The organism is Rhizobium sp. CAU 1783 (assembly GCF_054551725.1).
In genome coordinates this window covers 361301-385872 of sequence record NZ_JBTOLM010000004.1, presented here as the reverse complement: position 1 = coordinate 385872, position 24572 = coordinate 361301, and the positions used below count along the sequence as shown (strand labels likewise).

The window sequence follows — 24572 nt, the reverse complement described above, 5'->3', positions numbered from 1 at the left end:
TTGATCAGAGAACGTTTCTGTCGATGGGGTCTCGGCGTTGGGAGGCATCAGCCCCCCAGCGCATCCTCGAGGAAGGCTTCGAGCTGGGCAATGTGCTTCGACATCAGGCCCGTCGCCGGCGAGGCAGCCGCCGGACGGCCGGTGTAGCGAACGCGCTGGTACTTGGCGTCGATATGGGCGAGCACCCATTCGAGATACGGATCGATGAACGACCATGCGCCCATGTTCTTCGGCTCTTCCTGGCACCAGACCATCTCCGCATTGCGGAAACGGGAAAGCTCGTTGATGAGCGCCTTGGCCGGGAACGGATAGAGCTGTTCGATCCGCAGCAGGTAGACGTCGTCGATGCCACGCTTTTCACGCTCTTCGAGAAGGTCGTAGTAGACCTTGCCCGTGCACATGACGACGCGACGGATCTTGGCGTCCTTCTGCAGCTTGATCGGACCATCCTTGATGACCTCGGCATCGTCCCAGAGCAGACGATGGAACGAACTCTCGCCGGCAAACTCCGACAGGCTGGAGATGGCGCGCTTGTGGCGCAGCAGCGACTTCGGCGTCATCAGGATCAGCGGCTTGCGGAAGTCGCGCTTCACCTGGCGGCGCAGGATGTGGAAGTAGTTTGCCGGCGTCGTGACGTTGGCGACCTGCATGTTGTCTTCGGCGCAAAGCTGGAGGAAGCGCTCCAGGCGGGCCGAGGAGTGTTCCGGACCCTGGCCTTCGTAGCCATGCGGCAGGAGGCAGACGAGACCGGACATGCGAAGCCACTTGCGTTCGCCCGACGAGATGAACTGGTCGAAGACGACCTGCGCGCCGTTGGCGAAGTCGCCGAACTGCGCTTCCCAGAGGGTCAGTGCGTTCGGACGGGCCAGCGAGTAGCCGTATTCGAAGCCGAGCACGGCCTCTTCGGAGAGCATCGAGTTGATGACCTCATAGCGGCCTTGGTTCGGCGCCAGATTGGCAAGCGGGATGAAGCGGTCTTCGGTCTCCTGATCGTAGAGGACCGAGTGGCGCTGCGAGAAGGTGCCGCGTTCGCAATCCTGACCGGAGAGGCGGATCTTGGTGCCCTCGACGCAGAGCGAACCGAAGGCAAGAGCTTCGCCCATTGCCCAGTCGAGACCTTCACCCGTCTCGATCATCTGCGCACGGTTGTCCATGAAGCGCTGGATCGTGCGATGCGCCTTGAAGCCTTCCGGAATGGTCGACAGCTTGCGACCGATTTCCTTCAGCGACTTCATCGGCACCGCGGTCTTGCCACGGCGCTGTTCGTCGGCATTGTCGGCGGTACGAAGACCGGACCAGGCGCCATCCAGCCAGTCGGCCTTGTTGGGCTTGTAGCTCTGACCGGCCTCGAACTCCTGCTCGAGGTGGGCGCGCCAGTCGGCCTTCATCTTCTCGAATTCGCCTTCGGAGATCAGGCCTTCCGCGATCAGGCGCTCGGCATAGAGCTGAACGACGGTCTTGTGGGCGCGGATCGCCTTGTACATCTTCGGCTGGGTGAACGCCGGCTCGTCGCCTTCGTTGTGGCCGAAGCGGCGGTAGCAGAACATATCGACCACGACTGGCTTGTGGAACTTCATCCGGTATTCGGTGGCGATCTTGGCGGCGTAGACCACGGCTTCCGGATCATCGCCGTTGACGTGGAAGATCGGCGCCTCGATCATCTTGGCGACGTCGGACGGATAGGGCGACGAACGCGAGAAGGCCGGATTGGTGGTGAAGCCGATCTGATTGTTGATGATGAAGTGCATGGTGCCGGCGACGCGATGGCCGCGCAGACCCGACAGGCCGAGGATTTCGGCAACCACGCCCTGGCCGGCAAAAGCGGCGTCGCCGTGCAGCAGCAGCGGCAGGACCTTGACGCGTTCGCGCAGCGGAATGATGTCGCCTTCCCAGACCTTGGCGAGCTGGTCCTGCTTGGCGCGAGCCTTGCCCATGACAACCGGGTTGACGATTTCAAGGTGCGACGGGTTTGCCGTCAGCGACAGGTGAACCTTGTTGCCGTCAAATTCGCGGTCGGAAGAGGCACCGAGATGGTACTTCACGTCGCCCGAACCTTCGACTTCGTCGGGCTTGAACGAACCGCCCTTGAACTCGTGGAACACGGCCCGATGCGGCTTCGCCATCACGTTGGTCAGCACGTTCAGACGGCCGCGATGGGCCATGCCGAACACGACCTCTTCAAGACCTTCCTGGCCGCCGCGCTTGATGATCTGCTCAAGCGCCGGGATCAGCGATTCACCGCCGTCGAGACCGAAGCGCTTGGTGCCCTTGTACTTCACATCGATGAACTGCTCGAAGCCTTCGGCCTCGATCAGCTTCGAGAGAATGGCCTTCTTGCCGTTCGCGGTGAATTCGACGCCCTTGCCGGGGCCTTCGATGCGCTCCTGGATCCAGTGCTTCTCGTCCGGATTGGAGATGTGCATGAACTCGACGCCGAGCGTCGAGCAGTAGGTCCGCTTGAGGATATCGAGCATTTCCGGGATGGTCGCGTATTCGAGACCAAGCACGTTGTCGATGAAGATCTTGCGGCTGTAGTCGGCCTCGGTGAAGCCGTAGGCTGCCGGGGAGAGCTCGTTGAAGTCCTCGACCGGGGCGGCGATGCCGAGCGGATCGAGATTGGCATGCAAGTGGCCGCGCATGCGATAGGCGCGGATCATCATGATGGCGCGCACCGAATCGCGAGTCGCCTGGAGGACCTGCTCGGCCGAGATCGTCTGGCCGGCGGCTTCCGCCTTGGCCTTGACCTTGGTCTCGACGACCTTCTCGATCTGGCCCCAGTTGCCGTCGAGCGCCGAGACCAGCTCGCCGTTGGCGGCGATCGGCCAGTTCTTGCGCTGCCAGGACGCACCGGCGGCGGCCTTTTTCACATCGGACGGATTTTCGGCAAGCGCCTTGAAGAAGGCCTGCCATTCGGCCGGCACGGATGCCGGATCGTCCTCGTAACGCGCGTGGAGCTGCTCGATATAGGCAGCGTTCGAGCCGTCGAGGAACGACGTGATCTGAAACTGCTCGTTGGCTTCTTGCCTTGCCATGGTGTCCTGCGAACGTTTCCGTCCGCCTCCCGACTTGAGGTGATGACCGGAGACCGGCCTGCCGCTTTCTTGGACCGCCCCGTGCGATCCGGATCTTAAAACGCCAAATCAGGCAGGCGGACCACACCTGGGTGGCCCTCCTGCCTGGCATTCGTTAGGTGGTCTCAGCCCTTGAGGACTTCAACCAGGGTCTTGCCGAGACGAGCCGGCGAAGGCGAAACCTTGATGCCGGCTGCTTCCATCGCGGCGATCTTCGATTCTGCATCGCCCTTGCCGCCGGAGACGACAGCGCCTGCGTGGCCCATGGTGCGGCCCTTCGGAGCAGTACGGCCCGCGATAAAGCCGGCCATCGGCTTCTTGCGGCCCTTCTTGGCTTCGTCGATCAGGAACTGGGCTGCATCTTCTTCAGCCGAGCCGCCGATTTCGCCGATCATGATGATCGAGGTCGTGGCTTCGTCGGCCAGGAACATCTCGAGCACGTCGATGAACTCGGTGCCCTTGACCGGGTCGCCGCCGATACCGACAGCGGTCGTCTGGCCGAGGCCTTCGTTCGAGGTCTGGAACACGGCCTCATAGGTGAGCGTGCCGGAGCGCGAGACGATACCGACCGAACCCTTGCGGAAGATCGAGCCCGGCATGATGCCGATCTTGCATTCTTCCGGCGTCAGGATACCCGGGCAGTTCGGGCCGAGCAGGCGCGACTTCGACTTGTCGAGCTTGGCCTTCACGCGGACCATGTCCATGACCGGGATGCCCTCGGTGATGCAGGTGATGAAGGGGATCTCGGCGTCGATCGCCTCGATGATCGCATCGGCGGCACCTGCCGGCGGGACGTAGATGACGGTCGCATCGGCGCCGGTCTTTTCCTTGCCTTCGGCAACCGTTGCGAAGATCGGCAGGGTTTCGCCCTTGGAGCCGGTCCAGTTTTCGCCACCCTTCTTGGGGTGGATACCACCGACCATCTGCGTGCCGTAGTAAGCAAGCGCCTGTTCGGTGTGGAAGGTACCGGTCTTGCCGGTCAGGCCCTGAACGAGGACCTTGGTGTTCTTATTGACGAGAATCGACATTGGTTCAGGTCCCTCAAATTAGCCGTTGATCGCCGCGACGATCTTCTTGGCCGCGTCGTCCAGGTCGTCGGCGGCCGTGATCGCAAGGCCCGACTCGTTCAGGATCTTCTTGCCGAGCTCGACATTCGTGCCTTCCAGGCGGACGACCAGCGGAACCTTCAGACCGACTTCCTGAACGGCTGCGACAACGCCTTCGGCGATGACGTCGCACTTCATGATGCCGCCGAAGATGTTGACGAGGATGCCCTCGACCTTCGGGTCAGCCGTGATGATCTTGAAGGCAGCCGCAACCTTCTCCTTGCCGGCGCCACCGCCGACGTCGCAGAAGTTCGCCGGCTCCTTGCCGTACAGCTTGATGATGTCCATCGTCGCCATGGCAAGGCCTGCGCCGTTGACCATGCAGCCGATGTTGCCGTCGAGCGCCACATAGGCGAGGTCCCACTTGGAGGCTTCGATTTCCTTGGCGTCTTCTTCGGTTTCGTCGCGCAGCGCCCGGACGTCGTCGTGACGGAAGAGCGCATTGCCGTCGAACGACATCTTGGCGTCGAGGACGCGCAGGTGGCCGTCCTTCATGACGATCAGCGGGTTGACCTCAAGCAGCGCCATGTCCTTCTCGTTGAAGGCCTTGTAGAGCGCCGGGAAGAGCGCCTTGGCGTCTTCGGCGGCAGCACCCGAGAGGGCGAGCGCCTTGGAGATGGCGGCAACGTCGGCAGCCGTCACACCGGCTTCCGGATCAATCGCGATCGTGTGGATCTTTTCCGGCGTGTCGTGGGCGACAGCCTCGATGTCCATGCCGCCTTCCGTCGAGACGACGAAGGCAACGCGACCGACCGAACGGTCGACCAGCAGCGAGCAATAGAGCTCGCGGTCAATGTCGGCGCCGTCTTCGATGTAGAGACGGTTGACCTGCTTGCCGGCATCACCGGTCTGGGCGGTCACCAGCGTGTTGCCGAGCATTTCCTTGGCGTGCGAAACGACTTCGTCGATCGACTTGGCAAGGCGGACGCCACCCTTGGCATCCGGACCGAGTTCCTTGAACTTGCCCTTGCCGCGGCCGCCGGCATGGATCTGGCTCTTGACCACATAAAGCGGTCCCGGGAGCTTCTTCGCGGCAGCCTCGGCCTCTTCGACCTTGAGGATCGCCACACCTTCGGCGACCGGTGCGCCGTAGCCCTTCAGGAGAGCCTTGGCCTGGTATTCATGAATGTTCATCGTCTTGTCCCTGTCTTGGGCCGAATGGCAGTTACTTGAGGGCGGGGGCGATATTGATGCAGGCTTCGCAGAGGCCGGCGACGGCGCCGACGGACTTCTGGAAGGCTTCTTCCTCGGCCTTGTTCAGGTCGATTTCGATGATGCGCTCGACGCCGCCGGCGCCGATGACAGTCGGCACGCCGACATACATGTCCTTCACGCCGTACTGGCCGGACAGGAACGCGGCGCAAGGCAGGACGCGCTTCTTGTCCTTGAGGTAGGATTCAGCCATCTCGATGGCCGAGGCAGCCGGAGCGTAATAGGCAGAGCCGGTCTTCAGCAGGCCGACGATCTCCGCGCCGCCGTCACGGGTGCGCTGGATGATCTCTTCGAGGCGTTCCTTGGTGACCCAGCCCATCTTGACGAGGTCGGTCAGCGGAATGCCGCCGATCGTGGAGTAGCGGGCGAGCGGCACCATCGTGTCGCCGTGGCCGCCGAGCACGAATGCCGTGACGTCCTGGACCGAAACGTTGAATTCTTCCGAGAGGAACAGGCGGAAGCGGGCCGAGTCGAGAACGCCGGCCATGCCAACAACCTTGTTGGTCGGCAGGCCCGAGAACTTCTGCAGGGCCCAGACCATCGCGTCGAGCGGGTTGGTGATGCAGATGACGAAGGCGTTCGGGGCATACTTCTTGATACCGGCGCCGACCTGTTCCATGACCTTGAGGTTGATGCCGAGCAGGTCATCGCGGCTCATGCCCGGCTTGCGGGCGACGCCGGCGGTGACGATGCAGACGTCTGCGCCTTCGATGGCGGAGTAGTCGCTGGCACCGGTCAGCTTGGCGTTGAAGCCTTCGACCGGGGAGGACTGGGCGATATCGAGGCCCTTGCCCTGCGGGATACCGTCGGCGATGTCGAACAGGACAATATCGCCCAGCTCCTTGAGGCCGGCGAGATGCGCCAGCGTTCCACCAATCATTCCAGAACCGATAAGAGCGATCTTGTTGCGCGCCATTGAAGTGCTTCCTTTTAGATCCAAAACCAAGGCTGACGGCCTCATATAGCCGGGCATTGTGAAAATTCGCATAACGACACTTGAAAAAAACTGCAACCGATTATTTTTGGCGCAGTATTTTCAATCGGTTAGATCATAAAATTCTTACGTAAACGTCAAATATTATGACGTAGAAGCGTCACAATTGCCCGCGCTGAGCCTTGTGCAGCGTCAGATAGTCGGCACTGCGCATCTCGAAAAGCCGCGAAACGGTGCGGTCGAACTCGAAACCTTCGGTACCCTTCTTCTCGGTGAGAAGCTCTTCGGGCATGGCCTCGGCCGAGGCGAAGAGACGGACGGACGCGTCGTAGAGTGCATCGACAAGGATAATAAATCGTTTCGTCTCGTTGCGCTTCGCCGGTCCGAGATGGGGGATGTGGTCGATGAACACCGCATCGAAGCGCTTGGCGATTTCGAGATAGTCCGAGGCCCCCAGTGGCCGCTCGCACAACTCGGCGAAACTGAAGCGTGCAGCGCGACCGACGGAACGCGGCACGGGAACGACACGCCCCTTCATGTCGATCTCCGTAGCAGCTTCCGGCCGCCCTTCCGTGACCCGCTTCCAGGCAAGATCCATCAGGCGGTCGGCATCGGGCGAGAGAGGCGCGGCATAGACCGGCAGGCTCTCCAGCTTTTCCAGGCGGTAGTCGGTGGGTGAATCGAGCGTCGTCACATCGACGTGCCGCTTCAGGAGCTCGATGAAGGGCAGGAAAAGCCCACGGTTCAGGCCGTCGCGGTAGAGATTGCCCGGTTCGACATTCGACGTGGCAACCAGTGTGCAGCCACGGGCAAAGAGCTCGGTGAACAGCCGCGCGAGGATCATCGCATCGGCGATGTCGGTCACGGTGAACTCGTCGAAGCACAGAAGCTCCGCCTCTTCGCGCAGCGCCGCGGCAACCGGCGGAACCGGATCGGCCTGCCGCGTCTCACCGTTCTTCAGCTTCATCCGGTGGGCGTGGATGCGCGAATGCACATCGGCCATGAATTCGTGAAAATGCGCACGGCGCTTCTTCTCGACCGGAGCGAGCTTGAAGAAGAGGTCCATCAGCATGGTCTTGCCGCGCCCGACACTACCGTGCACGTAGAGCCCACGAACGGGCTGCAACGGCTTGCGCTTCTGCGCGAACATCCAGCCGAGCGCGCTCTTCTTGGCGGCCGGCTTGCGCTGTTTCATGTCCTGGAGAATTCGATCGAGGTGGTCAGCCACCTCCATCTGCGCCTTGTCCGCCCTGAGCGTGCCGGCCTCGGTCATTGACCGCAATTGCTCGGCGACGCTCAGCGCGTAGTCGGGGATGGGCTGCATGCGCAAGCTCCGCTTGAAACGCGGGGCGCCGCCGGGGCCACCGCCGCTCGGCTTTGATGGATGGGGAGCTTAGCGGCTCAGGCTGATCGGCTGTCCGGTGCTGACCGTGCCGTCGAAGCGGGCGTCGGCTGTCTTGTAGAGACGACCCAGCTCATTTCCGCTGCGATCCTTGAGGACGACCTGCTTGCCGGACACTTCCCAGGAGCCCATGGCAGTCAGCGGGCCGGCGCAACCGCGCGTGCCGCCGCGCGAGCCGCTGCCGAGGTTGGTGAGGGTCAGGAACATGTCGCAGGACGCGCCGGCGCTCGATACGCGCCAGTTGCCGACCATCGATTCCTTCGTCACGTCGAGTGCGGTTGCCGGGGCAACGCCGGCAGCGGCGGTCTGCGTTGCAGCCTGCGGCGCCGCCGGGAACTGGCCGGGCGCGCCACCGGGCGGCGGCAGCTGGCCCGACTGGACCGAGGGGACGGGCTGGGCTTCGAGCGGCGGAAGTGAGGATGCGCCGGAATCGGCGCCACTGAAGGATGTCCGCTGGCAGCCTGCCAGAGACAGAAGGACCGCGACGCCCGTTGCCGCATATTTCAACTTCATCACCACACTCCCGGTTGACCGCATTTGGCCGGTTGTCGTCCCGAAACAAGGCGGAATTATCGCGAAAGGGACGAGCGAATCAAGACGCTAGCAATAAACGAACCGGCGGGGCCTCGAAAGGAGGCCCGCGCCGGGTCGATTGATTAAATGGGTCGCGATCCGGGGAAAGCAACCCGCATTAAGCATGGACGCCGATCAGAAGCGGCGTTCGACCATCATCTTCTTGATCTCCGCGATGGCCTTGGCCGGGTTCAGACCCTTCGGGCAGGTCTGCGCGCAGTTCATGATGGTGTGGCAGCGATAGAGACGGAAGGGATCTTCCAGGTTGTCGAGGCGCTCGCCCTTGGCTTCGTCGCGGCTGTCGATGAGCCAGCGGTAGGCCTGCAGCAGCACGGCCGGACCGAGATAGCGGTCGCCGTTCCACCAGTAGCTCGGACAGGAGGTCGAGCAGCAGGCGCAGAGGATGCACTCGTAGAGACCGTCGAGCTTCAGGCGGTCTTCGTGGCTCTGCTTCCATTCCTTGGCCGGCGGCGGCGAAACCGTCTTCAGCCAGGGCTCGATCGAACGGTGCTGGGCATAGAAGTTGGTAAGATCCGGCACGAGGTCCTTCACCACCGGCATGTGCGGCAGCGGATAGACCTTAACGGTACCGTTGATCTCGTCCATGCCCTTGGTGCAGGCGAGCGTGTTGGTGCCGTCGATGTTCATCGCGCACGAACCGCAGATGCCTTCGCGGCAGGAGCGGCGCAGCGTCAGCGTCGGGTCGATGTTGTTCTTGATGTACAAGAGACCGTCGAGAACCATCGGCCCGCAATCGTCGATATCGATGTAATAGGTATCGATTCGCGGGGTCTGGCCGTCATCCGGATTCCAGCGATAGATCCGGTATTCGCGGACGTTCTTGGCACCGGCCGGCTTCGGCCAGACCTTGCCTTCGCTGATCTGCGAGTTCTTCGGAAGAGCGAGTTCAACCATATCCAGTTCCTCTCGAGATCAGTAGACGCGGGCCTTCGGCGCGATCTTGTAGGGATCGATGCCGTCGGCGATCAGGTCGGTGTGAACCGGACGATAGTCGAGCTTCACGTCGCCGGCTTCGGAGACCCAGGCGAGCGTGTGCTTGCGCCAGTTCTCGTCGTCGCGACCGGCGAACGGGCCGCTGGTATAGTCCTCGCGCGCATGGCTGCCGCGGCTTTCCTTGCGTGCTTCCGCGCCGTAGACCGTGGTGATGGCGTTTGCCATCAGGTTGTGCAGTTCCAGCGTCTCGACGAGGTCGGAGTTCCAGACCATGGAACGGTCTGTGACCTTGACGTCCGGCAGTTCCTTCCAGATCGCCGAGATGCGGCGGCAGCCGCTTTCGAGCGCTTCCTGGGTCCGGAACACGGCGGCGTCTTCCTGCATCGCCCGCTGCATCTTGTCGCGCAGCACGGCGGTCGGGGTCGAACCCGAGGCGTGGCGCAGACCGTCGAAGCGATCCATGATCTTGTCGCAGGCGGCGATGTCGAGCGCCGGAACAGGCTCGGACTTGTCGATGACCTGACCGGCGCGGATCGCGGCGGCACGACCGAAGACGACGAGGTCGATCAGCGAGTTGGAGCCGAGGCGGTTGGCACCATGGACCGATGCGCAGCCGGCTTCGCCGACGGCCATCAGGCCGGGCGCGATGCGTTCCGGGTTCTGGGCGTCGGCGTTCAGCACTTCGCCCCAGTAGTTCGTCGGAATGCCACCCATGTTGTAGTGAACGGTCGGCAGAACCGGGATGGGCTCGCGCGTCACGTCGACGCCGGCAAAGATCTTCGCCGATTCCGAGATGCCCGGCAGGCGCTCATGCAGAACCGCGGGATCGAGATGATCGAGATGCAGGAAGATGTGATCCTTGTTCTTGCCGACGCCGCGGCCTTCCCGGATTTCCATCGTCATGCAGCGCGAAACGACGTCGCGCGAGGCGAGGTCCTTCGCGGACGGAGCGTAGCGCTCCATGAAACGCTCGCCTTCGGAGTTGACGAGATAGCCGCCTTCGCCGCGAGCGCCTTCGGTGATCAGACAGCCTGCGCCGTAGATGCCGGTCGGGTGGAACTGCACGAACTCCATGTCCTGGAGCGGCAGGCCGGCGCGCGCGATCATGCCGCCGCCGTCGCCGGTGCAGGTGTGTGCCGAGGTGGCCGAGAAATAGGCGCGGCCGTAACCGCCGGTCGCCAGCACCACCATCTTGGCGGCGAAGCGATGGATCGTGCCGTCATCGAGGTTCCAGGCAACGACGCCGGTGCAGCGACCATCGGGCGCCATGATCAGGTCGAGGGCGAAATACTCGATGAAGAATTCGGCATTGTTGCGCAGCGACTGGCCATAAAGCGTGTGCAGGATGGCGTGGCCGGTACGGTCGGCGGCAGCGCAGGTACGCTGTACCGGCGGGCCTTCGCCGTAGTTCTGCATGTGACCGCCGAACGGGCGTTGGTAGATCTTGCCTTCCTCGTTGCGCGAGAAAGGAACGCCGTAGTGCTCGAGCTCATAGACGGCCTTTGGGGCTTCCATGGCGAGATACTGCATGGCGTCGACGTCGCCGAGCCAGTCGGAACCCTTGACGGTGTCGTAGAGGTGCCACTGCCAGCAGTCCGGCGTCATGTTGGTGAGCGAGGCGGCGATACCGCCCTGGGCGGCAACGGTGTGCGAGCGGGTCGGGAAGACCTTGGTGATGCAGGCCGTCTTGAAGCCCTGCTCGGCCATGCCGAGCGTGGCGCGCAGGCCGGCGCCACCGGCACCCACGACGACGACGTCATAGGAATGGTCGACGTACTTGTATGCCTTGCCGTTCTGAGCGGCTGAACTGTTCGATGCCATGATGGTTTATCCTACGAATGCGATCTTCAGAACGGCGAAAAGACAGAGCCCGCCGACCAGGATTGCGAAGAACGTGTTGAGCATCAGCAGCAGCAGCTTGGTCAGTTCGACGTGGATGTAGTCCTCGATGACGACCTGCATGCCGAGCTTCATGTGAACGACGCCGGAGACGACCACGAGGCCCATGATCACGGCCACGACCGGGTTGGCCAGAGCGCCGACGACTTCCGCGTAGGGAGCGCCGCCGTAGCAGACCAGGAAGCCGACGAAGAAGATGATGAGCGGGATGTTGGCAACGGCCGTCAGGCGCTGGCGCCAGAAGTGCTCAGTGCCTTCCTTTGCCGAGCCGAGGCCCCGTACCTTGCCGAGCGGAGTGCGCATATCCATGTTCGTGACCTCAGGAGCGAACGGCGTAGGCGATTGCCCACACGAGAAGGGTCAGCGCCACCGAACCGATGATGTTCGCCTTGGCGAGCTTGGTGGAAAAGTGCTTGTCGAAGCCGTAACCGACATCCCACATGAGGTGGCGCAGGCCGCCGAGCATATGGTGCAGCAGGGCCCAAGTATAACCCAGGAGGATGAGGCGGCCGATGATGGTGCCCATGAACCAGGTGACCCATTCGAAATAGGCAGCACCCGTCGACGCGGCGATGAGCCACCAGGCGACGAGGATCGTGCCGAAATAGAGCGCACCGCCGGTGATGCGATGCAGGATCGACATGACCATGGTGGGGATCGGCTTGTAGATTTGCAGGTGCGGCGACAAAGGCCGATTGTTTGTCACATTCGCCATCAGAACCTCGCGGCGTTTCGATGCGATCCGAATTCTCGGACAATTGCGGGCAATGACTAAACCCCGAGTGGGTGCATTGCATCATTCGCGACGTTTAATCGCCGAAATGACGGACGACAAGCCCATTCACCCGCCGATTCCAATTTAATCGATTGGGATGAATACAACTTTATGCCAAGGGCCGACGTTAAGCCTATTCTCCTAAAAAATCCTGCGTTCCAATGACTTTCCCGAAAAAATCCGACATGGTGCCGTTAACGATTTGTTAACCGCAACCGATCTCGACGGAGAGGCATCCATGGTCACGCGTCTTGCCCGCACCGGGCTGATCGTCGCAACAGCGACATTCCTCGCAATTTCCTCTCTGCCGCTGGCGGCGGGCGACTACGGCCATGCGCCGCGCCCGCGCCTGCATCATGAGCGTGGCCAGCATCATCAGAACCACGACGACGCCGTCATCGGCGGCGCCGGCCTTCCCTCGGTCGTGCCGGGCATCGGCACCTTTGCGGGCTCCATCTCAGCCGTGCGTGTTCGCGGATCGGGCATCTATTTTGCCGTTGAAGGTTCGAAGAGCGACGTGGTGGGCTATCGGCCCCCACCGGCCAAGATCATCGAGATCGGGGCCAAGATGGAGGATGCCGCCTGCGCCTATGAAGCCGGCGTCTGTGTCATCCGGCCCCGGAACTGACGAGCGCAGTCAGCGAAAGCGCCAGACGGTCGTCTTCTTGACTTCGCTGTCTTCGAGCACGCGCGTGACCGGCACCTCGTAGGTCGCGAGCGCCTCCAGCCTTTCGGTCGGCCGGTAGCTGCGCCCCGGATCGCCGACCAGCACCCGTCTTCCCTCGGCAGCGAGCGTGCCGAACCAAGAGACCAGCGCATTGGCGAAGTCGCGATCGTAGAAGACGTCGCCCGCGAGCAGCACGTCCGCATCAAGGGGGCCGCCGATCAGGTCTTCTCCGACGAAGGCGATTTCGACGCCGTTTTCCGCGGCATTCAGGCGGATGGCCGTCTCCGCCCATGGATCGATGTCGGCGGCGACGACTTCTCTGGCACCAGCCAGCCTTGCCGCGATCGCGACAAGGCCTGAACCGCTTGCGAAATCCAGCACCCGCTTGCCGCGCACTTCTTCCGGATGGTCGAGAATGTAACGCGCAAGCCCCTGCCCGCCGGCCCAGGCAAAGGCCCAGAACGGCGGCGGAAGGCCGATCTCCTGAAGGTCTTCCTCCGTCTTCAGCCAGAGATCATGGACCTCGCTTGCCAGCCACAGCCGGATTTCCGGCACATGCGGCGGGGCCATCAGGCTGGTATTGGAGCGGATGAAGAGTTCCGGATCGGTGTACAAGCCACCCCCTCAGCGCGGCGGATTGTCGAGCCCGCCCATCCGGCAGACTTCAAGATATTCGTCTTCCGTGACCGGCTGGACGGAAAGCCGCATCGAGGTCACGAGCGACATCGCGGCGAGCTTTTCGTTCGCCTTGATGTCCTTGAGCGACACCGGCTTCGGCATGTCCATCACGGCGCGGATGTCGACGCAATCCCAACGGGCATCGCCTTCGGCCGTCGGATCCGGATGCGAAAGCGCGCAGACCTCGGTGATGCCGACGACTTCGAGTCCCTCGTTCGAGTGATAGAAGAAACCCTTGTCGCCGATCTTCATGGCCCGCATGTTGTTTCGCGCAAGATAGTTGCGCACGCCCGTCCATTCGGTGCCGGCAGCCCCTGCATCCTTCTGCATCTGCCACGACCACTTGAAGGGTTCGGACTTGTAGAGCCAGAAAGCCATGTCGCCCTCAAGCCTCCGGATTGTTGAAGACCCAGTTGTAGGGCTTGATCTCGACATTGGCGAACAGGCCGACCTTGGCATAGGGGTCCTCGGCCGCGATCGCCTTGGCACCTTCGATGTCGGCGGCGGCGATCAGCAGCATCGAGCCGCAGGGCTTGCCGTCGGAATCGAGGAAGGGGCCGCCGATCTTCAGCGTGCCGGCGGCATTGAGACCATTCAGCCATTCGACATGGGCCGGACGGGTCTCCATGCGCAGGTTGAGATGGGCGGGCTTGTCGGCGCAGATCACGGCAAAAAGCATGTCTTGGTCTCTCCTTGTTTCCTCAGCGCCCGTCACTCGGTGGTGATCGGCCGCGACATCAGTTGTTCGATCGCAGTCGGAATGTCGAGGCTACCCTCGATGATCGCGGTCACCGCATCGGTGATCGGCAGGCTGACCGCCAGCCCCTCGGCAAGCCGCGAGGCGACCGCCGCGGCGAATGCCCCCTCGACCAGCTGGCCGCGGGAGAAGTCGATCGGTTCGCCCCGGCCGAGCGAGATCCCGAAACGGAGGTTGCGCGACTGGTGGCTGGTCGCGGTGAGCACGAGGTCGCCGAGGCCCGAGAGCCCACGCACGGTATCCGCCTTGCCGCCCATCGCGGCGATCAGCCGGGACATCTCCGCAAGGCCGCGCGCGATCAGGGCCGCACGGGCCGAATCGCCGAGACCCATACCTTCGACGACGCCGCAGGCAATCGCCAGCACATTCTTCAACGCGCCGCCGAGCTGCACGCCGATGCGGTCGTCCGACGCGTAAAGACGGAACGTGCGTCCGGAGATCGCCTTGGCCAGGCCTTCTGCCTCGGCGAGCGAAGCAGCCGCGATCACCATGGCGGTCGGCAGACCGCTTGCGATGTCGGCGGCAAAACCGGGCCCGGAAAGGGCGGCGATGGAATGGTGGGGCAAGGCCTCTTCCAGCACGTCGGTGAGAAGCCGCGACGTCGCGCGGTCTATCCCCTTGGCGCAGGTGACGACGGTCGCGCCGTCCTTAAGGTAGGGGCCATAGGCCATCGCCGCATCAACCTGCGCCTGGGACGGCATGGCGAACAGCACGGTCTCGGCTGCGGAGAGCACTTCCGGCTCGTGAGAGTAGTTCAGTGCGTCCGGCAGGCGGATGCCGGGGAGAGCCGCGTCGTGCACGCCGTCGTTTCGCAGGTCCGCCATCAGTGAGGGATCGCGCCCGACCAGCGTCACGTCGGCCTTTCCTTCAAGGGCGATCACGGCGGCCAGGGCCGTTCCGAAGGCGCCCGCGCCGACCACGGCGATCGTGTCTCTCTCACTCATGCCTTCGCTCCACGTTTGCCGTGGCCGATCACGGCCTGCGCCCCCGCATCAAGTGGCCAGCGGGAACGTGGCTGGACGTCGAGCGTGTCCGAAGGCAGGCCCGTTCCCATCCGCTCGAGCCCCGCCCAGGCGATCATCACGGCGTTGTCGGTGCACAGATGGTGCGGTGGCGCGACGAATCGGAAGCCGTGGCGATCGCAGAGCGACTGCAGCGTGCGGCGAAGTTCCTGGTTCGCCGCCACCCCGCCGGCGACCACGAGGGCCGGCATGCCTTCGCGATCGGGGAATTCGGCAAGGAACCGTTGCAGGCCACGACCGATCCGGTCGTCGAGGGTTCGGGAAATCGCCCTCTGGAAGGAGGCGCAGATGTCGGAAATATCCTGGTCTGTGACCGGCGCAATGCTTTCGGCAGCCTGCCGCACGGCCGTCTTGAGGCCGGAGAAAGAGAAATCGAGTCGCGCCTCGCCGACCAGCGGCCGCGGAAAGTTGAAACGTTTCGCATCGCCGCTGGCCGCCGCTTTCTCGACCGCCGGGCCGCCAGGATAGGGCAGTCCGAGAAGCTTCGCCGTCTTATCGAAGGCCTCGCCGAGCGCATCGTCGATGGTCGTGCCCCATCGCTCGTAGTCGCCGACGCCGCGCACGAGAACCAGCTGCGTATGCCCGCCGGAAACCAGCAGCATCAGGTAGGGAAAGGAAAGCCCATCCGTCAGTCGCGCGGTGAGCGCATGACCCTCGAGATGATTGACGGCATAGAGCGGCTTGCCCGTCGCATGGGCGATCGCCTTGCCGGTCATCAGCCCGACGATCAGTCCGCCGATCAGCCCCGGCCCTGCCGTCGCGGCGATCGCATCGATCTCGCCAAGCGTCGTCCCGGACCGGGCAAGGGCTTCCTCGATCAGGCTGTCCAGCGCCTCGACATGGGCGCGCGCGGCGATCTCCGGCACGACGCCGCCATAGGCGCTGTGCTCGTCGAGCTGGCTGAGCACCACGTCGGCCTCGATACGGCCCGTGCCATCCTCGAAGCGGGAAACGACCGCGGCGGCCGTTTCGTCACAACTCGTCTCGATGCCGAGAATGCGTAGTTTGGCGCTCATTTGCCCTGTTCGTTGATTGCGATCACCCGGAAACCGGTCTACGAGAACTTCCGGTAACAACGGATCAGATCGGATGCAAACAAAACCTTTCCGCATCGGCACGCGCGGCAGCCCGCTGGCGCTCGCCCAGGCCCACGAGACCCGCGACCGGCTGATGGCGGCCCACGGCCTTGCCGAAGACATGTTCGAGATCGTCGTCCTGTCGACCAAGGGTGACCGCATCACCGATCGTTCTCTCTCCGAGATCGGCGGCAAGGGCCTGTTCACCGAGGAACTGGAAGAGCAGTTGCTATCCGGCGATCTCGACTTCGCAGTGCACTCGTCGAAGGACATGCCGACCGTCCTGCCGGAGGGTCTGTTCCTGTCGGCCTTCCTGCCGCGCGAAGATGTCCGCGATGCCTTCATCGGCGCCGCTTCGTCGCGCCTCGTCGATCTTCCGCAGGGTGCGACGGTCGGCTCCTCGTCGCTCCGCCGCCAGGCTCTGATCCGCCGCCTGCGTCCTGATCTCAAGGTCATCACCTTCCGCGGCCTGGTCGACACGCGCCTGCGCAAGCTCGCCGAAGGCCAGGTCGACGCAACTCTCCTCGCATATGCCGGCCTCCGCCGGCTCGGCAAGCAGGACGTGCTAACGGAACTGCTCGACCCGAAGGATTTCCCACCCGCTCCTGCCCAGGGGGCGATCTGCATCGAAAGCCGCATCGGCGACGACCGAGTGAATTCCCTGCTCGAGGCGATCAACGATCACGCGACCTTCGATGCCGTCAGCTGCGAACGCGCCTTCCTTGCCGCCCTCGACGGCTCGTGCCGTACACCTATCGCCGGCTACGCCCGGTGCGAGGGCGACCGGATCACGTTTTCCGGCATGATCCTCACGCCCGACGGCTCCCGCTTCCATGAGATTCACCGCGAAGGTGACCGCACCGAAGCCCCCGCCATCGGCCGCGAGGCCGGCGAAGCAATCCGCGCCGAAGCCGGTACCGGCTTCTTCGACAGCTGGAGCTAGGGAAATGCGGGTTCTCGTGACCCGACCGGAACCGGCGGCGAGTATCACCGCCGCCGAACTGAGGCGCCGAGGGCACGAACCGCTCCTGCTCCCGCTTTTCGCGGCAGAACACGACATCGAATCGACGCGGGCGGCCCTTGGCCTCCCCCATGCGGCGCTCGCCGTCACCAGCGCCGAGGCCGTCCGCGTGCTTGCGGCCCTCGGCAGAGAAACGGACCGCTCCTTCGACACGCCGCTGTTTGCGGTCGGCGACAGGACCGCCCACGCGGCAAAAGCGCTCGGTTTTCATGACGTTCACTCAGGAGACAACGACGGGGTCCGCCTCGCCCGGCTGGTCGGGCAGAAGCTCGGCAGGACGGTCGGCGCGGCACGTCCGCTCCTCTATCTCGCGGGCGAACCCAGATCCCCGGGATTCGAGACGGAGCTTGCCGCCCTCAAAATACCGGTCGAGACCTGCTTATGTTACCGGATGCGCCCGCTTGCCCATTCGAAAGAAGAGATCAACCGGATTGTCGGATCGCACCCGGTCGATGCCCTCCTGCTTTATTCGAGCGAAGGGGCACGGCGCTTCTTTGAACTCGAACTGACGACTTCCCGCCCCGGCCAGTTCGCCGAAACGCGCGTATTGTGCCTGAGCGAAAAGATCGCATGCACGGTGCCCGAGCCGCATCGCCCGAAAACCCGGGCGGCGGCGGCACCAAACGAAGCGTCGCTATTGACCCTACTCTAAGGTCGAGGAACCAAAATTGATCTTCGCCCTTTCTTTCGCCGGTCCGACTGACTAGTTTTATTTGCACCGCAAGGAAATGAAGAGGTTGCCATGGTTTCCGGAAAGCCGCCCCGTCGCTCGAAGTCGCCAGACGACCCGGTCACCATCGACCTGACCGCCGAGGAAACGCCGTTCGAGACCGTGACGGGCGTGGCCGACGGCAGCGCCGACCCGGCACCGGAGGCAAATGGACCGTCCGCTGCCTTCACACTTGAAAATGCCGAAACGGCAAGCTTCAGCGAGCAGGCGGATTCACCGAGCGAAGCCGTTTCCGAAACCGGCCCGGCCGCCGATGCATCGACCGCAACCGGGGAACTGCGCGAGGCGCGCCCGGCGAAGTCCAGCCCGGCTCTCTCCGCGCTTGTCGCCGCCGGCATCTTCGGTGGCCTCGTGGCACTCGCCGGCGCCGGCAGCATGCAATATGCAGGCTATCTCCCGGCCGTTTCGCCCGCGGAGAAAGCGCCTGCAGATACTTCGGCACTGGCGGACGAGGTTGCCGTTCTGAAGGCGGAGGTCGCCAATCTCGCAAGCGCTCCCGCCACCGCGACGGATCCGCGCGCCGAGGAGCGCCTCGCCGCCCTGGAGGCCGCAATAGCCAATCAGACGACAGCGGCGCCGGACACCGCAGCGATCGAGGAACTGCGCCAGCGCCTGTCCGAAACGACCGCCGCGCTGGACGCGCTGAAGACCGAGATCGCCGGCAATGCCAGCGCCTTGGGCGAGACCGAAACTCGCCTCAACGCACGCCTCGCCGAGGCCGAGAAGAAGATCGACGCGCCACGTTCCGACGTCGAGATGGCCAAGGCCATTGCCTTGACGGCGCTGAAGTCAGCCACCGAACGCGGCGGCCCCTATATGGCCGAGCTTGATGCGCTTGCGGCCATCGCACCGGAGGACCCGGCGATCGAAGGCCTTCGCCCGCATGCGGCGACCGGCATTGCTTCCCGCGCCGAGCTCACCCGCCAGTTCGGTGGTGTGGCGGATGCGATTCTCGCGGCGATCCATCAGCCTGATCCGAACCAGGGCATCGGCGAGCGCTTGCTGTCGAGTGCGCTCTCGGTGGTCAAGGTTCGACCGGTCGGCAATGTCGAGGGTGCAACACCCGAGGCGATCATCGCCCGCATGGAAGACAAGCTGCAGAATGGCGACCTGAAGGGCGCCACCATCGAATGGGAAGGTCTTCCGGAGACAGGCAAGACCGTGTCGGCGACCTTCGTCTCGACACTCAAGGCCCGGATCGAGATCGAGACGCTGGTCGGCGACGCACTCGCCGCCACCGTCAGCGGCAAGAAGGGCTGAGGAACGAAACCGATGACCAGGATCCTGTTCTTCATTCTCGCCGTTCTGGCTCTCGGCTTTGGCTTCGGCTGGCTTGCCGATCGCCCCGGTTCGCTGTCGATCCTCTGGCAGGGCCAGCTGATCGAGATGAGCCTGATGGTCGCCGCCTCCATCGTCCTGCTGATTGTCGCCGTTTTCATGCTCGGCTGGTGGCTCATCCGAACCGTTTGGACCTCGCCCCATTCCGTCAGGCGCTACTTCCGTGCCCGCACGCGCGATCGCGGCTATCAGGCGCTTTCGACCGGCCTGATCGCCGCCGGCGCGGGCAATGCCGCGCTCGCCCGCAAGATGAGTGCCCGGGCGCGTGGCCTTCTGCGCGCCGACCAGGAACCGCTGATCCTCGTGCTCGATGCCCAGGCCGCCGTGATAGAAGGACGCCACGACGAGGCCCGCCAGCTTTTTCAGCAGATGACCGAAGATCCGGAAACCCGCGAGCTCGGCCTTCGTGGTCTTTATGTCGAGGCTGACCGCCTGGGAGCCCACGAAGCCGCCCGCCAGTATGCCGAGACGGCAGCCGAAGCGGCCCCCTACCTTCCCTGGGCCGCCAAGGCGACGCTGGAACATCGCTGCCGCGCCGGTCACTGGGACGATGCCATTCGCCTGCTGGATCAGCAGCGCGTGGCCCATGTGCTGAACCGCGCCGAGGCGGACCGCCTGAAGGCCGTACTGCTGACGGCAAAGGCTGAGGACCACCTTGAAGGCCAGCCCTCCGCCGCCCGCGACAATGCGCTTCAGGCGCTGAAGCTGGCGAAAGACCTGGTGCCGGCCGCGATCGTCGCCGCCAAGGCCTATCTCCGGGAAGACAACCTGCGCCGGGCCTCCAACGTGCTCGAACAGGTCTGGAAGCTCAACCCGCATCCCGACATCGCTCGGACCTATCTGCGGGCACGCAGCGGCGACAGCGCCGTCGATCGGCTGAAGCGTGCCGAACGGCTTGAGGCGCTGCGGACCAACAACACCGAATCCCTGCTGATCGTCGCCGAAGCGGCGCTGGACGCGCAGGAATTCGACAAGGCGCGCGCCAAGGCCGAAGCCGCCGCTCGCATGGAGTCGCGCGAACGCGTCTACCTGCTGCTGGCCGACATCGAGGAGGCAGAAACCGGCGACCAGGGCCGTATCCGCCACTGGATGGCCCAGGCGCTGAAAGCCGGCCGCGATCCGGCCTGGGTGGCCGACGGCCACGTATCCGACAAATGGCTGCCGGTATCCCCCTTAACCGGCAGGCTCGACGCCTTCGAGTGGAAGGTTCCCTTCGACCAGCTCGAAGGCCCGGTCGAAGAAGGTTCTGTCGGCGCCGCGGCACTGGCTCTCGAGACCCTTCCTCCGGTCAAGACGACGGAGATCGAGGTCGAGGCCCCGAAGCCAACACCGGTCGTCGAGGCAACCGCCGTGATCAAGGAGGCGGAACAGGCACCGGCCCGGACGACCGCGAAGCAGGCCGGCGACCGCACCGCCACCACGCCGGCCAAGGAACCGGAACCATTCTTCGGCCATGCGCCCGATGATCCGGGTGTCCGCAAGGACGAGCGTCGGTCGGAATCGGAACAGAAGAACCGCATGAAGCTGTTTTGAGGGAGAACGCATGCTGGAACAACTGCAAGCCTTCTTCCAGAGCCTGACCCAGAACCGGGACCAGAAGCCCTCGTTCGCACCGGACGACATCCGCATCGCCGTCGCAGGCCTCTGCCTCCAGGTCATGGATGCGGACGGCGTGATACATGCCGCCGAACGCGAAAAGCTGCGGTCGATCCTGCGCGAGCAATACCAGCTCGACGAGCCGTCCCTCGACGCTCTCCTGGAAGAGGGTGCACGCGCCGAAAGCGAGGCCGTGGACTATTACCGCTTTACGTCCGACCTCAAGCGCGCCCTCAATGACGAACAGCGCCAGCAGTTGATCGGCATTCTCTGGGACATCGTCTATGCCGATGGCACCCGGAGTGAAATGGAAGACCATGCGATCTGGCGGGTCGCCGAGCTTCTCGGCGTGTCGGGTCGCGATCGCGTGCACGCACGACAGGGCGCCAAGTCGCGCTCCGGCCTAACGGGCAATGATGATGCTTGACGTCCCGGCACGCTCGAAGGAACGCGCCCCGGTGCTGATCGTGCTGCATCAGGAACGGTCGAGCGCCGGACGCGTCGGCCAGATGCTGGAGGAAAAGGGCTTTCCGCTCGACATCCGCCGCCCGGTTCTGGGAGAGCCCCTGCCGCAAACCCTTGAAGCCCATTCCGGTGCCGTCGTCTTCGGCGGCCCGATGAGCGCCAACGACCCCGATGCCTTCGTGCGCACGGAAACCGATTGGCTGGCGGTCCCTCTCAAGGAAAAGAAGCCCTTCCTCGGGATCTGCCTCGGCGCCCAGATGCTGGTCCGGCATCTCGGTGGAAAGGTCGAGGCAGACAAGGACGGCCGCGTCGAGATCGGCTGGTATCCGATCCATCCGACCGAACACGGTCGTCTGCTGATGCGTTGGCCGCAGATGGTCTATCACTTTCACAGGGAAGGCTTCGACCTGCCGCATGGCTGCCAGCTCCTGGCCGAGGGCGATGTCTACCGCAACCAGGCCTTTCGCTATGGCGAGCAGGCCTGGGGCCTGCAGTTTCATGCCGAGCTGACCCGCGCCATGATGCAGCGATGGGTCGTGCATGGAGCACATCGTTTCATCATGCCGAACGCCCAACAGGGACGCGAGCATCTCGAAGGCCGCATGATCTTCGATGCTCCGCTTCGTGCCTGGCTATCGGAGTTCCTCGACCTCGTCTTCGTGAAGAACCCTCACTTCGCCTGAGTGTTGGGAGCTTCCAGACTGTCGATCTTGCGCAACTGCGGGAAACCCAGCGCCCAGACCACGGCAACCGCCAGCGTTCCAGCACCGCCAATCACGACCGCCGCCACCGGCCCGACGAGATGCGCCATCGTGCCGGCACGGAATTCGCCGAGTTCATTCGACGCTCCGACGAAAACCATGTTCACCGCATTCACGCGACCGCGTACTTCGTCCGGCGTCCACAGCGCAATCAGGGTCTCGCGAACATAGACGGACGCCATGTCGGCCGCCCCCATCAGCATCAACGCAGCGATTGAAAGCCAGGCCGTCTCAGACAGGCCGAAGACGATCGTGCCGGCGCCGAACAACGCGACGCCGATGAACATGAAGACGCCCGCATTGTGCCGGACCGGGAAGCTTGCGAGCGCGACCGCGACGAGAATGGCGCCGACGCCCGGCGCAGCGCGCAGCAGGCCGAGACCGAGCGGCCCGAGTGTCAGGATGTCCCGGGCGAACACCGGCATGAGCGCGATGGCGCCGCCGAGCAACACGGCGAAGAGGTCGAGCGAAATCGCCCCGAGAACCACCTTCTCGCCGAAAATGAAGCGGAAGCCGGCGAGGATCGTGTCCCAGGACACGGCCTTTGAGGGACTGCGCTGGGCGGGCTTCGCGACCATGAACACCAGGACGGCCGCCCCGATGAAGAACACGAAGGACACGGTATAAGCAAGCGAGGCGCTGACACCGTAAAGCAGGCCGCCGACCACCGGCCCGACGATCGAAGCGGTCTGCCAGGAGGACGAGTTCCAGGCAACCGCATTGCCAAGATCTTCCGGCGGAACGAGGTTCGGCGCCAGCGACTGGACGGCGGGGGCGTTGAAGGCACGCTCGATGCCGAACACCACAAGGATGCCGAAGACAAGGACGGGTTCGAAGGCATCAAACAGCGTGAGCAGCAGCAGGGCGCCCCCACAAAGAGCACTGACCACCATGCAGCTCGCCACGATCGCACGGCGATTGTAGCGGTCCGCCACAGAGCCGGTCACCAGGATCAGGAGTAGCGACGGCAGGAACTGCACCAGCCCGATCATCCCGAGAAGAAAGGCGCTGCCGGTCTCGTCATACATCTGCCAGCCAACGGCGACCGAGAGGATCTGCGTGGCGAATGCACCGAGGAAGCGCGAGATGAAGAAGCGGAGATAGGAAGTGTGCCGGAATGCCGCGAAGCGATCGGCGGACTGAACTGCAGACATCAAGGAAACTTTCCAGTCGGGCGAAAGCGCAACGGAACCGGCCGGTTCGCCCGTTAAACATGATTCGTCTTCCACCGGGCCGCAGTACTTGCCGGTTTAGTCGCCAATGTCTACATGTCTGTCAACCGAGAAATGGAGACCTGCATGCTCGCGCTGTTTCAGACGATCGATCTGGCATTGAACCTCTATACCTGGGTGCTTATCGCAAGTGCCATCTTCTCCTGGCTCTATGCGTTCAACGTGATCAATTCGAGCAACCGGTTCGTCAACTCGCTGGGCACCTTCCTCTACAACGTGACCGAGCCGGTCCTGCGTCCGCTGCGCCGCGTCCTGCCGGATCTTGGCGGCATCGACATTTCGCCAATCGTCGTGCTGCTCATCATCTTCTTCATCCGTTCGCTGATGTGGAACAGCATCGTTCCCCTGTTCTTGTGATCCGCCCCTACAAGGTCTTTGACGATCACCTGCGGCTCGCCGTTCGCCTGACCCCGAACGGCGGGCGTGACCAAATCGATGGCATTGAACCCAATGGCGACGGCGAGGCCCACCTGAAGGCCCGTGTGAGCTGCGTTCCGGAAAAGGGCAAGGCCAACCAGGCCCTCATCGTCCTCATCGCCAAGCGGCTGGGCGTACCGAAGTCCTCGATTTCCCTTGTGTCCGGCGACACCGCCAGACAAAAAATCCTCCGGATCGATGGCGACCCGGAGGATTTGGCAAGACGGATAGACGGGCTTGTCGCCCTCTGATCTTACTTCTGTGCCTTGAAGCGGTCGATCGCTTCGACGATCAGCTTCTTCGCGACGCTGACATCCTGCCAGCCCGCAATCTTCACCCACTTGCCGGGTTCCAGATCCTTGTAGTGCTCGAAGAAATGCTCGATCTGCTTCAGCGTGATCTCCGGCATGTCGGTGTAGTTTTCGATCTTGTCGTAGCGCTGGGTCAGCTTGTGTGACGGAACGGCGATGATCTTCTCGTCCTTGCCACCGTCGTCTTCCATGACCATGACGCCGATCGGGCGCACATTGATGACACAACCCGGAACGAGGGGACGCGTGTTGCAGATCAGGACGTCGATCGGGTCGCCGTCTTCCGACAAGGTGTGCGGAACGAAGCCGTAATTACCCGGATAGGTCATCGGCGTGTAGAGGAAGCGGTCGACGATCAGCGCGCCAGCTTCCTTGTCCATCTCGTACTTGATCGGATGGCCGCCGACCGGCACTTCAACAATGACGTTCACGTCATCCGGCGGGTTCTTGCCGATCTTGATTGCATCTATACGCATTTTCATCCCCATGGGAGTGTTGAAATCCCGCGTTTCCTAATGGGAATTCGGATGCAATGCAACACGGCTTTGGGCGAAGACCGTCGCCCAACGACTGCG

General features: G+C 63.5%; 26 protein-coding genes. 9 read left to right on the top strand and 17 right to left on the bottom strand.

Annotated elements, in window-relative coordinates; all coding sequences use genetic code 11:
* Window positions 1-47: 47 nt before the first annotated feature.
* From ACX93L_RS18215 to sdhC, 10 genes are all read right to left on the bottom strand, one after another.
* Window positions 48-3032: a 2-oxoglutarate dehydrogenase E1 component gene (locus tag ACX93L_RS18215; protein WP_459406118.1), complete on the bottom strand. Its 2985-nt coding sequence runs from the start codon at window positions 3030-3032 to the stop codon at window positions 48-50.
* A 164-nt stretch (window positions 3033-3196) separates the two neighbouring features.
* The gene (gene sucD, locus ACX93L_RS18210; protein ID WP_459406117.1) at window positions 3197-4099 is read right to left on the bottom strand and encodes a succinate--CoA ligase subunit alpha; all 903 of its coding nucleotides are present in this window, start codon (window positions 4097-4099) and stop codon (window positions 3197-3199) included.
* 18 nt (window positions 4100-4117) lie between these two features.
* A complete protein-coding gene (gene sucC / locus ACX93L_RS18205; protein ID WP_459406116.1) occupies window positions 4118-5311 on the bottom strand; it encodes an ADP-forming succinate--CoA ligase subunit beta in 1194 nt (397 codons plus the stop codon).
* Window positions 5312-5342: 31 nt separating this feature from the next.
* Window positions 5343-6305, bottom strand: coding sequence for a malate dehydrogenase (gene mdh / locus ACX93L_RS18200; protein ID WP_459406115.1), 963 nt, complete (start codon window positions 6303-6305; stop codon window positions 5343-5345).
* Between the two features lie 178 nt (window positions 6306-6483).
* Window positions 6484-7647, bottom strand: coding sequence for a cell division protein ZapE (gene zapE / locus ACX93L_RS18195; RefSeq protein ID WP_459406114.1), 1164 nt, complete (start codon window positions 7645-7647; stop codon window positions 6484-6486).
* 69 nt (window positions 7648-7716) lie between these two features.
* Window positions 7717-8238: a protease inhibitor Inh/omp19 family protein gene (locus tag ACX93L_RS18190; protein ID WP_459406113.1), complete on the bottom strand. Its 522-nt coding sequence runs from the start codon at window positions 8236-8238 to the stop codon at window positions 7717-7719.
* A 195-nt stretch (window positions 8239-8433) separates the two neighbouring features.
* Window positions 8434-9213 carry a succinate dehydrogenase iron-sulfur subunit gene (locus ACX93L_RS18185; protein ID WP_169593724.1) on the bottom strand — a complete coding sequence of 260 codons (780 nt, stop codon included), beginning with the start codon at window positions 9211-9213 and terminating at the stop codon, window positions 8434-8436.
* Window positions 9214-9231: 18 nt separating this feature from the next.
* Window positions 9232-11073 carry a succinate dehydrogenase flavoprotein subunit gene (gene sdhA, locus ACX93L_RS18180; protein ID WP_459406112.1) on the bottom strand — a complete coding sequence of 614 codons (1842 nt, stop codon included), beginning with the start codon at window positions 11071-11073 and terminating at the stop codon, window positions 9232-9234.
* A 6-nt stretch (window positions 11074-11079) separates the two neighbouring features.
* On the bottom strand, window positions 11080-11460 hold the full coding sequence (gene sdhD / locus ACX93L_RS18175) for a succinate dehydrogenase, hydrophobic membrane anchor protein (protein ID WP_459406111.1): 381 nt from the start codon (window positions 11458-11460) through the stop codon (window positions 11080-11082).
* A 10-nt stretch (window positions 11461-11470) separates the two neighbouring features.
* A complete protein-coding gene (sdhC, locus tag ACX93L_RS18170; RefSeq protein WP_459406110.1) occupies window positions 11471-11866 on the bottom strand; it encodes a succinate dehydrogenase, cytochrome b556 subunit in 396 nt (131 codons plus the stop codon).
* A 298-nt stretch (window positions 11867-12164) separates the two neighbouring features.
* On the opposite strand from sdhC, the gene ACX93L_RS18165 reads away from it, so the two are divergent.
* Window positions 12165-12554, top strand: a complete 390-nt coding sequence (locus ACX93L_RS18165; protein WP_459406109.1) for a hypothetical protein — start codon at window positions 12165-12167, stop codon at window positions 12552-12554.
* Between the two features lie 9 nt (window positions 12555-12563).
* On the opposite strand, the gene ACX93L_RS18160 is transcribed toward ACX93L_RS18165, so the two are convergent.
* From ACX93L_RS18160 to tsaD, 5 genes are read right to left on the bottom strand one after another with little or no spacing between them, the layout of a single operon-like run.
* Window positions 12564-13208, bottom strand: a complete 645-nt coding sequence (locus ACX93L_RS18160; RefSeq protein WP_459406108.1) for a class I SAM-dependent methyltransferase — start codon at window positions 13206-13208, stop codon at window positions 12564-12566.
* 9 nt (window positions 13209-13217) lie between these two features.
* Window positions 13218-13649 (bottom strand): EVE domain-containing protein, encoded by a 432-nt coding sequence (locus ACX93L_RS18155; RefSeq protein ID WP_459406107.1) that lies wholly within the window; start codon window positions 13647-13649, stop codon window positions 13218-13220.
* Window positions 13650-13656: 7 nt separating this feature from the next.
* On the bottom strand, window positions 13657-13950 hold the full coding sequence (locus ACX93L_RS18150; protein ID WP_459406106.1) for a YciI-like protein: 294 nt from the start codon (window positions 13948-13950) through the stop codon (window positions 13657-13659).
* 32 nt (window positions 13951-13982) lie between these two features.
* Complete coding sequence (locus tag ACX93L_RS18145; RefSeq protein ID WP_459406105.1) at window positions 13983-14972, bottom strand: NAD(P)H-dependent glycerol-3-phosphate dehydrogenase; 990 nt, start codon at window positions 14970-14972, stop codon at window positions 13983-13985.
* Window positions 14969-16066, bottom strand: a complete 1098-nt coding sequence (gene tsaD, locus ACX93L_RS18140; protein ID WP_459406104.1) for a tRNA (adenosine(37)-N6)-threonylcarbamoyltransferase complex transferase subunit TsaD — start codon at window positions 16064-16066, stop codon at window positions 14969-14971. The genes ACX93L_RS18145 and tsaD overlap by 4 nt, the downstream gene beginning before the upstream one ends.
* Before the next feature lie 73 nt (window positions 16067-16139).
* On the opposite strand from tsaD, the gene hemC reads away from it, so the two are divergent.
* The 6 genes from hemC (at window position 16140) to ACX93L_RS18110 (ending at window position 21959) form a co-directional block, all read left to right on the top strand.
* Complete coding sequence (gene hemC / locus ACX93L_RS18135; protein ID WP_459406103.1) at window positions 16140-17069, top strand: hydroxymethylbilane synthase; 930 nt, start codon at window positions 16140-16142, stop codon at window positions 17067-17069.
* Between the two features lie 4 nt (window positions 17070-17073).
* Window positions 17074-17799: a uroporphyrinogen-III synthase gene (locus tag ACX93L_RS18130; protein WP_459406102.1), complete on the top strand. Its 726-nt coding sequence runs from the start codon at window positions 17074-17076 to the stop codon at window positions 17797-17799.
* A 90-nt stretch (window positions 17800-17889) separates the two neighbouring features.
* Window positions 17890-19137, top strand: a complete 1248-nt coding sequence (locus ACX93L_RS18125) for a COG4223 family protein (protein WP_459406101.1) — start codon at window positions 17890-17892, stop codon at window positions 19135-19137.
* 12 nt (window positions 19138-19149) lie between these two features.
* Window positions 19150-20748, top strand: a complete 1599-nt coding sequence (locus ACX93L_RS18120) for a heme biosynthesis HemY N-terminal domain-containing protein (protein WP_459406100.1) — start codon at window positions 19150-19152, stop codon at window positions 20746-20748.
* Window positions 20749-20758: 10 nt separating this feature from the next.
* A complete protein-coding gene (locus ACX93L_RS18115; protein ID WP_459406099.1) occupies window positions 20759-21238 on the top strand; it encodes a tellurite resistance TerB family protein in 480 nt (159 codons plus the stop codon).
* Window positions 21231-21959: a glutamine amidotransferase gene (locus ACX93L_RS18110; protein ID WP_459406258.1), complete on the top strand. Its 729-nt coding sequence runs from the start codon at window positions 21231-21233 to the stop codon at window positions 21957-21959. The genes ACX93L_RS18115 and ACX93L_RS18110 overlap by 8 nt, the downstream gene beginning before the upstream one ends.
* Here the strand turns inward: ACX93L_RS18110 and ACX93L_RS18105 are convergent.
* On the bottom strand, window positions 21947-23191 hold the full coding sequence (locus ACX93L_RS18105) for an MFS transporter (RefSeq protein ID WP_459406098.1): 1245 nt from the start codon (window positions 23189-23191) through the stop codon (window positions 21947-21949). The two genes, ACX93L_RS18110 and ACX93L_RS18105, sit on opposite strands and share 13 nt — an antisense overlap.
* Before the next feature lie 114 nt (window positions 23192-23305).
* On the opposite strand from ACX93L_RS18105, the gene ACX93L_RS18100 reads away from it, so the two are divergent.
* Both ACX93L_RS18100 and ACX93L_RS18095 read left to right on the top strand, forming a co-directional pair.
* Window positions 23306-23626: a YggT family protein gene (locus ACX93L_RS18100; RefSeq protein WP_459406097.1), complete on the top strand. Its 321-nt coding sequence runs from the start codon at window positions 23306-23308 to the stop codon at window positions 23624-23626.
* Window positions 23623-23937, top strand: coding sequence for a DUF167 domain-containing protein (locus ACX93L_RS18095; RefSeq protein WP_459406257.1), 315 nt, complete (start codon window positions 23623-23625; stop codon window positions 23935-23937). The genes ACX93L_RS18100 and ACX93L_RS18095 overlap by 4 nt, the downstream gene beginning before the upstream one ends.
* A gap of 2 nt (window positions 23938-23939) precedes the next feature.
* Here the strand turns inward: ACX93L_RS18095 and ppa are convergent, their stop codons facing one another.
* Window positions 23940-24473 (bottom strand): inorganic diphosphatase, encoded by a 534-nt coding sequence (gene ppa, locus ACX93L_RS18090; RefSeq protein ID WP_154720346.1) that lies wholly within the window; start codon window positions 24471-24473, stop codon window positions 23940-23942.
* Window positions 24474-24572 lie beyond the last annotated feature (99 nt).